This is a genomic window from Nocardia takedensis NBRC 100417 (assembly GCF_000308695.1).
In the GTDB taxonomy this organism is placed as follows: Bacteria; Actinomycetota; Actinomycetes; order Mycobacteriales; family Mycobacteriaceae; genus Nocardia; species Nocardia takedensis.
Genome location: NZ_BAGG01000066.1, coordinates 50,125 through 62,219, shown reverse-complemented (window position 1 = coordinate 62,219; position 12,095 = coordinate 50,125). Strand labels below are relative to the sequence as shown.

The following is a 12,095-nucleotide window of genomic DNA, read 5'->3' as shown; positions in this document are numbered from 1 at the left end:
GACGCCCGCCGTCGCGCTCAGCTCGAGAGCGGGACGTCCACGAAGGCCGCTCCGTGATGATCGGAGAGGGTGATCGTGGACCCGTCCGTGTTGTCCTCACCGTAGAGCGGGTCGCGGGTGTCGACGATCAGCACCAACTTGTGACCGGCGCGGATCCGGTAGTCGGTGGCCTGCAACCGGATGTGCACGGGCGCGGGTTCGCCCGCCACCGCGTCGTCCACCGTGACGGCGGCGTGGGTGATGATCGTCAGCGCCCCCGTGAAGGGCTGCAAGTCGAACAGGTAGGCGATGACGGTGACCTCGTCCTCCGACGGGGTCACCGTCACCTGCAACTCCGGAATGCCCGCGACGCGCTGCGGTTCGCGGAACCCCTCGGTGCTCCACACCGCCGCCGCCCGACGGTCGACCTCGGCCAACCGCTGCCGTTTCGGCATCAGCAACCGCTCCAGGAAGCCGTCGAACACCAGAGTGCTCGCCGCGCGGACCTGGGCGTCGCCGACCTGGATGCTCTGCCCGTAGCCCGAGGTCGACAACTCGGTGAGCACGCCGTCGGTGCTGCCCGCTTCGGGGGCCTCCAGGTAGTAGCGCCGCGACGGGCGGATCCAGGACTTCAGGTCCGCCGCCGCCTCTTTCGCGAAATTGTGCATGGTCTCGATGTGCACGAGACCGTCGCGGTCGATGCCGTTGTCCACCCCGCGCAGGTGGTGGTCGAGCCAGTCGTAGGCGGCCTCGGTGGTTCTGGTGTGCACGCCCAGCGTCAGGCCGGGAATCTCGACCGCGCCGTGGTCGCCGATCGCCAGATCCAGTCGCTTGTCGCCCTGGTAGCGGTCGAAGTGGTCGAGCAGTTGGTTCTGCGGGAAGATCGTCTCGTGCCAGTAGCTGGTGAAAAAGGTCGGCACCCGCCGCTGCGACACGCGCGCCGGTGAACGCGGCGCGGCCCACTCCAGCACCTCGCCGATGTTCTCGTTCGCGCGGAAATCGGCCAGCACCCGCAGCAGGTCGGCGCTGGGATGTTCGCTGATCGCGGCCAGCGCCTCCACCGCCATCAGGTGCCGGGTGCCGTTGTCGTAGAGGGCCTCCCCGAGATCGGCCCAGGTGCTCAACGCGACCACCGCGCCCACCCGGTCGTCGGCCGCCGCCACCAGTTGGCTGATGCCCGAACCGTAGGAGATGCCCATCATGCCGACGCGATCACGGTCGACGTCGAGTCGGTCGTGATCCAGCGCCCAGTCGATGACCGCGATGCCGTCGGCGACGTCCTCGGGACCGGCCACCGTCAACTCGCCCTCCGAACCGGGCAGACCGCGCTCGGTGTAGGCCACGACCGCGTACCCGCGCATCAGCAGGCGCACGATCGCGCCGCTGTACATCTTCCAGCCCTTCGGGTCCAGGCCCGCGGGCAGCACGACCAGCGGATGCGGACCGCCGAACAGCGGCCAGGCCGCGAACCCGTCCAGCATCACCCCCGCGCCGGGAATCCGCTCCGCGCCCAACCGGCACTGTTCGCGCACTTTGGCGATGTCGTCGACCAGGTCGGCCGGAACGCCCGCGCTGACACCGGTCAGCAGGTCGGTGACGACCCGGTCGACATCGGCCTCCTGATCGGGGGACAGCAACCGCAATCGATCCTGATGGGGACGTGACATATCCGTTCCTCTCGATGCGTGGTCGTACGTGGACAGCACTGCAACCGCGACCCGCCGCGCTGCGGGCACTCGGAAAGGACCTGCTCGGGACCGGGCAGAGTTGTCGAATCCCCTTGCACACCTTGACTTCTCGAGTATCGACCACCCCTCACCCGCGCCCAATCCTACAGCCCGCCCCCCACCCCCGAGGCGAAATCCGCGACCAGGCGAAACGCCGGCGTGAGTCGGGAGCCGGCGGGGATTCAGGAGTCGGCGGAGCGGATGGCTCGTAGGCGGGGTGTGGTCGGTCGACCCGCGCCGGCGGCGGCGAACAGGGCGCTCGGTGCGGTGTCGGGGTCGGTGGTGACGTAGTGCAGGCCGCGCGGGGCGGCCTGTTCGGCCAGCCACGCCACCGCGTCCCAGGAACCGGCGAGTTCGCCGCCCAGACCCATGAGCGGGGTGGCCTCGCCGGTGCGGTCGAGCAGATCGAGGACGGCGCGCCCGACCAGCGGGTCGAGGGTGTCGAAGGGGCTGGCGGGCAGGATGCCCGCGCGCAGGTAGCCCGGGAAGACGGTGCGGGCCGCGTCGCGCGGGTCGACCGTGAAGCAGGCGGCGGTGAAATCGGCGCCGCCGATCATCGCGCCGTCGACCGCGGTTACCTCCGAGCGCAGCGCGAGGAAATCACCGGCGAGCAGATGCGCGCCCATCGTCTCGATCACCACCGACACCCCGTCCAGCAGCGTCAGGCCCGCGCGCCCGAGGATCTCGGGTGCGACGGCGTCGAGTTCGGCGAGGAAGCGGCGGGCTTCCTCGGGGACGGTCACGGTCGGCAGCAGGATGCGTAATCGGGCGGGTTCCCCGCTGTCGGCGACCGCGCGCACGGCCCGGCAGACCGCGGTCAGCCACAGGCGGGCCAGGTCGGGGCGTTGGCTCAGCAGTCGGGCGCCGCGGCAGCCCTGGGTCTCCCCGGCGCTGATCACGTCGGCGACGACCTCGCGCAGGTGTTCGGCGGGCACCCGGCACCGTTCGGCCAGACGGTCGATGTCGTCCTCGGCGGGCAGCAGGCCGGTGCAGGACAGGCACAGCGCCCGCAGGACGACCACTCCCCCGCGCGCCTCGGCCAGCGTCCGGGTCAGGCGCGCGGTGTGGCGCAGCAGGTAGTCCTCGACGACGTCGCGCCAGCGGTCCTCGGGCACCAGGTCGGGGCCCAGGACCAGCGAGCGCAGGATGTCGAGGTCGATCTCGTCGGTCCACATCCGCTCGTCGCGGACCAGTCCGACCTGCACGGCCGGGACGTCGAAACTGACCCACGCGTCGTGGTGGACGTGCACGGGACTGGTCAGCAGGACGGCGCGCCCGACGGCCTCGGGGGTGTGGGCGGTGGTCCACACGTCCAGGCGTCGGCGGCGGTGCGCTTCGGCGAGCATCAGCCAGTAGCCGGTGAGGACCGGGTCGGCGGCCAGCGCGGTCAACCGGGCGGTGACCGGTTCGCGGGTGGGCAGGGAGGGGAACGAGCGCACCGCGTCGACGTGGGTGGCGGTGAGACCGTAGGCGACCGCTTCCTCGACCAGATCCCAGGCGAGCCGGTAGAACTCGGCGACCGGCGAGTACTCGACGCCCGCCCGGCCCGCGTGCAGGGCGCCCGTGACCGCGTCGAGGGAGATCCATTCGCCCTCGGCGACGGCGGTGTCGCCGAAGATCGCGGTGCGGGTGGCGGGAACGCGCAGGTCGATACGGCGACCGTCGGGCGTCTCGATCGCGCGGACGGCGGCGATCTGTTCGCACACGGTGCGGCGGTAGGGCACGGCGATCACGGTGGGACGACCGCCCGCGACCGCGCGCGAGGGCCCGAAGGCGTCGCCGCCGGGGTCGGCGGTGAAGTAGCCCGCGCAGGCCGCCAGGGCGGGGAAATACGTGGGGTCGGCGTCGTCGACCGCGAGGACGAAAGCCACGCCCGCGCGGTCGAGTTCGGCGGCGACCTCGGTCGACATGGCCAGCACGCCCACGGCGACTCCGGGCGAGCGGGTGCGACCGCGCGCCAAGGCGTCCTCGCCGGTCACCAGGCCGCCGCCGAGCAGTCGGCCCAGTTCGGCGGCGGTGACCTCGGCCAGCGCGGCGGCGGGTTCGAGTTCGCCCTTCCCCACTCGCGCGCACAATAGACTCACCCGCCGCGCCGATGTGTCCGCCGTCGGCCGGACCAGACCCTCCACGGCCATCCCACCCCTCGATTCCCTCGGTCGGCGGGTGACGCACGGCGATCCGCCGCCACCCCGGACTTGCCGGATCGCGTTTCACCGATGACTGCGTGACGCACGGGATCTCGTACCCGGCGTCGATGAACCTGCGGCAAACCGCGTCTGTGTCGGGTCGGCCCCTCGATCGTGCCCGGAGCGACCGGACCGCGCCCCTGCGGGCCCGCACGCCCGGTGTCGGCGAGCTCGATCGACGGCGATCCGATTGTGCCGCAATAGAATACATCACAGGTCGAGAGACCGGGATCACAATGGCCCGCCGCACCGGGCACACACCACGAACCGACCGGACCGTTTTCGTAGTGGTCAGGCGGGCTCGGGATCGGGTGCGCCGTCGCGCGGCGCGGTGTTCCCGAGGGCGAGCTCGGCGATCAGAGCGTCGGCCAAGGCGGCCGCCCGTTCGGGCTCGAGGCCGCGTTCGGCGGACAGGGCAAGGACCTGTGCGTGCACCTCGGCGAGCTGTTCACGGGTCAATTCCGGCACCTCGCGCGCCGGACGCGGCCGGCGCAGCAGTCTGCGCCACAGACTGCCCGAGCGCCGCAGCGCCTCCTCGGCCGCCGCCTCGCCGAAACGCTCCATGATCTGCTGCATCACCAGCCAGAGCACGGGCGTGGCCAGCGCGACCGCCTCGGTGATCCCGAACCCCAGCGGTTCGCCGCCGTCCCCGAGTTCGCGCATCTGCCGCGTGACCGTGTCCGGGTCGAGCTGGGCCAGCGCGTCGACCAGCGGCAGTTCCTCGGGCGCGACGGCGGCGATCACCTCGCGGATCGCGGCCACCTCGCCGCTCGACACCGGTCCCGCACCGCTCACGTCTCCCCCTCGGGTTCACGGGCCGACGGCCCGGCCCCATGGTAGAGCGATCACGGAATCGTCCGTGGCTCAGCCCACCTCGCTGGGCACCCGCCCGGCCGCCGAATCGCGGGCCCACACCTCGAACAGCCGCGGGCGTCTCCCCGCAGGGCCGCGACTTCGCCGCCGCGAACGCCGACGCCATCTTCTCCCCCTACGGCGACCTGCCCAAGGCGACCGAGTTCTACCGCGACATCAAATCCCGCGGTGGCCGCGGGCCGGACATCGATCCCGATCCGCAAGCGCCGCCGATCATCCAGGGCCGCGCCTTCGTCCACCAGGACCGCTTCGCCACCGTCGAGCGACTGCGCCAGGTCGCCGAGGCCAAGAAACTGACCCTGCGCGAAGTCGTCATCGACCAGTTCGAGCGCGGACCGCTGGTCGGCACCCCGACCTCGGTCGCCGATCAGATCGCCTCGTTCGTCGCCGAGGACGGCTCCGACGGTTTCATCCTCGGCTCCCACCTGGTGCCGTGGGGTCTGGACGAATTCGTCGACCGGGTCGTGCCGCTGCTCCAGGATCGCGGCGTGCTGCGCGCCGACTACTCGGGCGCCACCCTGCGCGACAACTTCGGCCTGCGCCCGCTCGCCCCGGTCCACGCCTGACATGTCACCCCACCCTGTTCGGGGTCACCTGAACAGGGTGGGGCCATGGGTGACGCGCTTGGTGATCAGGTAGCCGAAGGCGGTGGCCAGGAGGTACATGAGCACCGAGTAGACGGCGCTGGGGATCGCGACCTCGGCGCTGTCCAGCACGCTCAGCGCGATGGTGAGCGCGACGGTGGTGTTGTGGATGCCGACTTCCATCGAACTCGCGATGGCCTGGCGTTCGTCCAGTCGCAGCAGACGCGCGCCGAAGTATCCGAGGGTGAGGCTCGCCAGGCAGAACAGGCCGGTGACCAGTCCGACCTGGCGCGCGTAGTCACCGATGTCGTCGCGTTCGCCGATCAGCGCCCCGACCGACACGAGCACCAGCACGGCGATGGAGAAGATCCGCACGGGCCGGTCGGCGCGTTGCGCGAACCCTGGTGCGCGGCGGCGCACCAGCATGCCGATCGCCACCGGGATCAGCACGATCGCCACCACCTGCGCCACCTTGGCGAACTGCAAACCGAGTTCGCCCTCGGCGTCGAAGTGCGCGATGGCGAAATTGGTGATGATCGGGATGGTGAACGCGGCGAGTACCGAATTGATCGCGGTCAGGCTGATGTTGAGGGCGACGTCGCCGCGGAAGAGGTGACTGAACAGATTGGCCGTGGTCCCGCCGGGTGAAGCGGCCAACAGCATGACCCCGACGGCGAGCAGTGGCGAGAGGTCGAACGCTTTCACCAGTCCGAAAGCGACGAGCGGCAGCACCAGGACCTGGAGTACCAAGGCGACCGCGACCGCCTTGGGGGTGCGCGCCACCCGACCGAAATCCTCGACGGTCAGCGACAGCCCGAGCCCGAACATGATGACCGCCAACGCGATCGGCAATCCGGTGGTGATCAACGCGGAGTCGTTCATGCTCTTCTCTCGGTCCGTGATCCCGGCGGGTGGCCGCCGCCGAGATCACGGACGGTAGCATGAAATATGGACATATGAGACCAATTGGACTCAGTTCCCGTGCGGAGGGTCGGTGTCTCCGCGGCGGGCCATGCGGTCGATGCGGCCCAGCGCGATCCGCAGGACGGGGAGGTAGGCGGGCGCCCACAGCGGCGCGGACATCGTTGCCCGACACCCGCCGTCGGCCGGCTCGACTTCGTGCGTGGTCGCCGGGATGCCCGCGACCGTCCACGCCCAACGGCGTCCGGGGACGAAGTCGGTGATGACGAACGGCAGCGATATCCCGACCGCGGTGGTGACGGCGCCGCGCGCGCCCGCCGTCAGGCGATCGCCGTCGAGAGTGGCGGCGCTGACGGTCGGACCCCATCGGGGCCAGGCCGTCGGATCGATGAGCAGTCGCCACACCACCTCCGGCGGGGCCGGGATGTGGCGGTGCGCGCTCCAGCGCGGGTCGCGCGGCGTGGGTGTCATCCCCTCATCCTGGCGGGGCCGGCCACCGATCCCAGCGACCACGACCACGTGTCGACCCCGCCTCGTTCACGCCGGTAGGTGGTCGGGCGCGGCGGGGACCGGGATCTCGAATCGCCAGGGGCCGGGCAGGCCGGGCCGGGCGGCGGCCCGGGTGTGCAGGCGCAGGTAGTCCGCGCGGGGGATGTCGACGGCCCCGAGCGCGCCGAGGTGGTCGGAGGTGACCTGACAGTCGACGAGGGCGAAATCCCAGGCGGTCAGTTGCGCGCACAGCCAGTACAGCGCGACCTTGGAGGCGTCGCGGGCGCGGGAGAACATCGACTCACCCGCGAAGGACCGACCGCGGGCGACGCCGTAGAGGCCGCCGACGAGCTCGCCGTCCCGCCAGACCTCGACCGAATGCGCGTGACCGAGCTGGTGCAACCGCAGGTAGGCGTCCATCATGTCGGAGCCGATCCAGGTTCCGTCCTCCCCCGCCCGTGGTGCGGCGCACCGCGCCATCACCTCGGCGAAGGCGCGATCCATGCTCACCGCGTAGTCGGCGCGCGTGACGGATCGGCGATGGGATCTGCTCACCCGCAGGTCGGTGGGCAGCAGGATGCTGCGCGGGTCCGGGCAATACCACTGGATGATCTCGCCGGGGTTGTACCAAGGGAAGATGCCCGCGGAGTAGGCGCTCAGCAGCCGTTCCGGCGACAGATCCCCGCCCAGAGCGATCAACCCGGACGGATCGGCGAGCTCGACGGGCGGAAAAGGCTGCGCGGGGTCGGCCAGGAACATCCGCATCAGGTCGCCGGGATCGGTCACCACACAGACAGTACCGAGCCGACCGCTCGAGGCCCGCCGAAGTCGACTCAGCTCGCCGCCGCGAGCACCCGCCACACCTTCTTGGAACGGGAACGGGCTTGCGGCGCGGCGCATTCGATGCGCTGACGCGCCTCGGGCGGACTGATCCGCAGCAGATCGGTCAACAGTTCCGCGGTGTCCCGGTAGCCGGTCTCCGCGGCCAGGCCGCGTCGCTCGGCTTCGGCCACGGCCGCGCGCATCGCGGCGTCCAGTCGCCGCCTGCGGCGCTCGACCTCGACGAGGGTGCGGAGCAAGTCGACGTCGGCCAGTTCCGGCCATCCCGCTGCCGGGGCCAACGCTGCCGGGGCGGTCGAATGTGTGGTCACGCGAGGCAGCCTACCGCAATCTAGAACATATGTTCGATAGCGCCGCGCCGGGTGCGTCCGCATCCCCGCACCGCGTCGTAAGCGGGGCGTCAAATTCTCGCCGGCGAGGCGATAGGAACCCGTAAACACGGCCGATTTCCGCGCGCAGGACCGCTTGACTCACTCTGTCGCGCCCGATACGGGCGCCAATGGAGGTTGTGGACATGTCTGTCGTGATTTTCACGGTTCTCACCGTGGCGATCTTCGCGCTGCTCGGCTCGGTTCAACGGGGGGTGGAGAAGCTGTGATCGCCAACATCATCGGGCTCGTTCTGGCCATCGGTGTCGCGCTGTTCATGGTGTCGGCCCTGCTGTTTCCCGAGAGGTTCTAGGTGAGCACGACGACAGCGGGGATCGCCTTCCTGGCCTCCCTGATCCTGGCCCTGGTTCTGGTACATGTGCCGCTGGGCGATTACATGTACCGGGTCTACAGCGGCACCAAGCACTCGCGCGTGGAGCGGGTCGTCTACAAGTCCATCGGCGTTTCGCCGGGGGTCGAGCAGACCTGGGGCGTCTACGCCCGCAGTGTGCTCGCCTTCTCGGCGGTCGGCATCCTGTTCCTGTTCTTCTTCCAGTTGCTCCAGGGCAAGTTGCCGCTGCACCTGAACGACCCGGGCACCGAGATGACACCGGCCCTGGCGTGGAACACCGCGATCAGTTTCGTCACCAACACGAACTGGCAGAACTACTCCGGCGAGTCGACCCAGGGGCACCTGGTGCAGATGGCGGGCCTCGCGGTGCAGAACTTCGTGTCGGCGGCGGTCGGCATGGCGGTGGCGGTCGCCTTGGTGCGCGGCTTCGCGCGCACCCGCACGGGCGACCTGGGCAACTTCTGGGTGGACCTGGTGCGTGGCGTCATCCGTATCCTGTTGCCGATCGCGTTCGTGTTCGCGATCGTGCTCGTGGCCGGTGGCGTCGTGCAGAACTTCCACCTGCACGACCAGGTCGCCTCGACGCTCACCGGGTCCGAGCAGACCCTCACGGGCGGCCCGGTGGCGAGCCAGGAGGTCATCAAGGAACTCGGCACCAACGGCGGCGGCTTCTACAACGCGAACTCCTCGCACCCGTTCGAGAACCCGACCGTGTGGACGAACTGGATCGAGATCTTCCTGCTGCTGGTGATCAGCTTCTCGCTGCCGCGCACCTTCGGGCGCATGGTCGGCAGTACGAAGCAGGGCTACGCGATCGCCGCGGTCATGGGCACCATCGCGATCGTCAGTCTCTCGCTCAGCAACCTGTTCCAACTGGCCCATCACGGGACCGTGCCGACGGCGATCGGCGCGTCCATGGAGGGGGTGGAGACCCGTTTCGGCGTCGCCGATTCGGCGACCTTCTCCGGTGCGACGACGTTGACCTCCACCGGAGCGGTGAACTCCTTCCACGACTCCTACACCAGCCTCGGCGGCATGATGACGATGGTCAACATGCAGTTGGGCGAGGTGGCGCCGGGAGGCACCGGTTCCGGGCTCTACGGCATGCTGATCCTCGCGGTGATCACCGTCTTCGTGGCCGGACTGATGGTCGGGCGCACACCGGAATACCTCGGCAAGAAGATCACTCCGCGGGAGATCAAACTCGCGGCGTGCTATTTCCTGATCAGCCCGCTGATCGTGTTGATCGGCACGGCGGTCGCGATGGCCATGCCGGGGCAACGCGCGAGCATGCTCAACACCGGTCCGCACGGGCTCTCGGAAGTGCTCTACGCGTTCACCTCCGCGGCCAACAACAACGGGTCGGCCTTCGCCGGGCTCACCGGCAACACCGAGTGGTTCAACACCGCACTCGGCCTCGCGATGGTCTTCGGCCGGTTCCTGCCGATCATCTTCGTCTTGGCGCTCGCCGGATCGCTGGCCCGGCAGGGCGCCACCCCCGCCTCGATCGGCACACTGCCGACGCATCGCCCGCAGTTCGTGGGCATGGTCGTCGGGGTGACGGTGATCCTGGTCGCCCTGACCTTCCTGCCCGCTCTCGCACTCGGGCCGCTCGCCGAAGGAATCCACTGACATGTCCACTGCCGTAATCGATACCGGGAATCAACGGGAGCACCGGGGGCGAAACGTCCCCCGCGGCGCGCTCGACCCGAAGATGCTGCTGACCGCGCTGCCGGACGCGCTCCGCAAACTCGACCCGCGCACCCTGTGGCGCAATCCGGTGATGTTCGTCGTCGAGATCGGCGCGGCCTGGTCGACGGTGCTGGCCGTCGCCGATCCCGGTTTCTTCGCCTGGGCGATCGTGGTGTGGCTGTGGCTGACGGTGATTTTCGCGAATCTGGCCGAGGCCGTCGCCGAGGGGCGGGGCAAAGCCCAGGCCGACGCCCTGCGCAAAGCCAAAACCGACACGATCGCGCGCAGACTCGCCGACTGGAGTCCGGGCGCACGCGTGGTCGAGGAGCGCGTGGGCGCACCGGAACTTCGCCGCGGCGACCACGTGGTCGTCGAGGCCGGACAGGTCATCCCGGGCGACGGCGATGTCGTGGAAGGCATCGCCTCGGTGGACGAATCGGCCATCACCGGCGAATCCGCCCCCGTCATCCGCGAATCCGGCGGCGACCGGTCCGCGGTGACCGGCGGCACCACCGTGCTCTCGGATCGCATCGTCGTGCGGATCACCCAGGAACCGGGCCGCAGCTTCCTGGACAAGATGATCGCGCTGGTCGAAGGCGCGAGCCGCCAGAAGACCCCCAACGAGATCGCGCTGAACATCCTGCTGGCCTCGCTGACGATCATCTTCGTCTTCGCGGTCGTGACGCTGCAACCGCTGGCGATCTACTCCAAGTCCAATAATCCCGGCGTTCCGGACACCTCGGCGCTGGACGCGCACGGCATCACCGGCATCGTCATGGTGTCGCTGTTGGTCTGCCTGATCCCGACGACCATCGGCGCGCTGCTCTCGGCCATCGGCATCGCGGGTATGGACCGGCTGGTGCAGCGCAACGTGCTGGCGATGTCCGGACGCGCGGTCGAGGCCGCGGGCGATGTGAACACCCTGCTGTTGGACAAGACCGGCACCATCACCCTCGGCAACCGGCAAGCCTCGGAATTCGTTCCTTTGCCGGGCATTCCGGATGACGAGGTGGCCGATGCCGCGCAACTGTCCAGTCTCGCCGACGAGACGCCCGAGGGCCGATCCATCGTGGTGTACGCGAAACAGGTCTACGGCAAACGCGAACGGACGCCGGGCGAGCTGACCGGCGCGACCTGGGTGGAGTTCACCGCCCAGACCCGCATGTCGGGTGTCGACCTGGCCGACGGACACCAGTTGCGCAAGGGCGCGGCCAGTGCCGTCACCGAATGGGTGCGCGGGCAGGGCGGTGACGTGCCCGCACAGCTCGGCGATATCGTCGACGGGATCTCGGCCTCCGGCGGCACACCGCTGGTCGTCGCGGAGACGCATCAGGGGCGCGCGCGACTGTTGGGCGTCATCCATCTCAAGGACGTCGTCAAGCAAGGCATGCGCGAACGTTTCGACGAGATGCGGCGCATGGGCATCCGCACCGTCATGATCACCGGCGACAATCCGTTGACCGCCAAGGCCATCGCCGACGAGGCCGGGGTGGACGACTTCCTCGCCGAGGCCACGCCGGAGGACAAACTGGCGTTGATCAAGAAGGAGCAGGACGGCGGACGACTGGTCGCCATGACCGGCGACGGCACCAACGACGCCCCGGCCCTGGCCCAGGCCGACGTCGGTGTGGCGATGAGCACCGGCACCTCGGCGGCCAAAGAAGCGGGCAATATGGTCGACCTGGATTCGGACCCGACCAAACTGATCGAGATCGTGGAGATCGGCAAACAACTGCTCATCACCCGCGGCGCGCTGACCACCTTCTCGATCGCCAACGACATCGCGAAGTATTTCGCGATCCTGCCCGCGCTGTTCGTCGGCTTGTTCCCCGGACTCGACCTGCTCAACGTCATGCGCTTGGCCAGTCCGCAGTCGGCGATCCTGTCCGCGGTGATCTTCAACGCGCTCGTCATCATCGCGCTGATTCCGCTGGCACTGCGCGGCGTGCACTACACGCCGTCCAATGCCTCGAAACTGCTCAGTCGCAATCTGACGATCTACGGTCTCGGCGGCATCGTCGCGCCGTTCGTCGGTATCAAGATCATCGATTTGCTCGTCCAACTCCTCCCCGGGATGTCCTGAC

The 12,095-nt window shown here is 69.4% G+C and carries 12 protein-coding genes; 5 read left to right on the top strand and 7 right to left on the bottom strand.

Translation table 11 applies throughout. From position 1 onward, the window contains the following. Positions 1–17 precede the first annotated feature (17 nt). The 3 genes from ON30_RS14445 to ON30_RS14435 all read right to left on the bottom strand — a co-directional run bounded on the left by ON30_RS14445 (position 18) and on the right by ON30_RS14435 (position 4,687). Positions 18–1,646 carry a CocE/NonD family hydrolase gene (locus ON30_RS14445; protein WP_051029345.1) on the bottom strand — a complete coding sequence of 543 codons (1,629 nt, stop codon included), beginning with the start codon at positions 1,644–1,646 and terminating at the stop codon, positions 18–20. Positions 1,647–1,888: 242 nt separating this feature from the next. After that, the gene (locus ON30_RS14440) at positions 1,889–3,769 is read right to left on the bottom strand and encodes a putative PEP-binding protein (protein ID WP_040707477.1); all 1,881 of its coding nucleotides are present in this window, start codon (positions 3,767–3,769) and stop codon (positions 1,889–1,891) included. Between the two features lie 414 nt (positions 3,770–4,183). Then, positions 4,184–4,687, bottom strand: a complete 504-nt coding sequence (locus tag ON30_RS14435; RefSeq protein ID WP_051029344.1) for a hypothetical protein — start codon at positions 4,685–4,687, stop codon at positions 4,184–4,186. A 38-nt stretch (positions 4,688–4,725) separates the two neighbouring features. Between ON30_RS14435 and ON30_RS14430 the strand changes: the two genes are divergently transcribed. Beyond that, entirely contained in the window at positions 4,726–5,331 is a 606-nt protein-coding gene (locus tag ON30_RS14430) for an LLM class oxidoreductase (protein WP_051029343.1), read from the top strand. 24 nt (positions 5,332–5,355) lie between these two features. Here the strand turns inward: ON30_RS14430 and ON30_RS14425 are convergent, their stop codons facing one another. From ON30_RS14425 to ON30_RS14410, 4 genes are all read right to left on the bottom strand, one after another. Further along, a complete protein-coding gene (locus ON30_RS14425; RefSeq protein ID WP_040707476.1) occupies positions 5,356–6,231 on the bottom strand; it encodes a bile acid:sodium symporter family protein in 876 nt (291 codons plus the stop codon). 90 nt (positions 6,232–6,321) lie between these two features. Continuing rightward, positions 6,322–6,741 carry an SRPBCC family protein gene (locus tag ON30_RS14420; protein WP_040707475.1) on the bottom strand — a complete coding sequence of 140 codons (420 nt, stop codon included), beginning with the start codon at positions 6,739–6,741 and terminating at the stop codon, positions 6,322–6,324. A gap of 66 nt (positions 6,742–6,807) precedes the next feature. Further along, a complete protein-coding gene (gene aat / locus ON30_RS14415) occupies positions 6,808–7,545 on the bottom strand; it encodes a leucyl/phenylalanyl-tRNA--protein transferase (protein ID WP_245554047.1) in 738 nt (245 codons plus the stop codon). Between the two features lie 47 nt (positions 7,546–7,592). Next, positions 7,593–7,910 (bottom strand): DUF222 domain-containing protein, encoded by a 318-nt coding sequence (locus ON30_RS14410; protein ID WP_245554046.1) that lies wholly within the window; start codon positions 7,908–7,910, stop codon positions 7,593–7,595. Positions 7,911–8,098: 188 nt separating this feature from the next. Here ON30_RS14410 and ON30_RS36115 point away from each other — a divergent pair, with 188 nt between their 5' ends. Genes ON30_RS36115 through kdpB form a run of 4 tightly spaced genes read left to right on the top strand, consistent with a single transcriptional unit; the run spans position 8,099 to position 12,094 of the window. Further along, the gene (locus tag ON30_RS36115) at positions 8,099–8,197 is read left to right on the top strand and encodes a hypothetical protein (protein ID WP_051029342.1); all 99 of its coding nucleotides are present in this window, start codon (positions 8,099–8,101) and stop codon (positions 8,195–8,197) included. After that, positions 8,194–8,280 (top strand): potassium-transporting ATPase subunit F, encoded by an 87-nt coding sequence (locus ON30_RS42265; RefSeq protein ID WP_051029341.1) that lies wholly within the window; start codon positions 8,194–8,196, stop codon positions 8,278–8,280. The genes ON30_RS36115 and ON30_RS42265 overlap by 4 nt, the downstream gene beginning before the upstream one ends. Continuing rightward, entirely contained in the window at positions 8,281–9,951 is a 1,671-nt protein-coding gene (kdpA, locus tag ON30_RS14400) for a potassium-transporting ATPase subunit KdpA (RefSeq protein WP_040707472.1), read from the top strand. It begins immediately after the preceding gene. A 1-nt stretch (position 9,952) separates the two neighbouring features. Continuing rightward, entirely contained in the window at positions 9,953–12,094 is a 2,142-nt protein-coding gene (gene kdpB / locus ON30_RS14395) for a potassium-transporting ATPase subunit KdpB (RefSeq protein WP_051029340.1), read from the top strand. Position 12,095 lies beyond the last annotated feature (1 nt).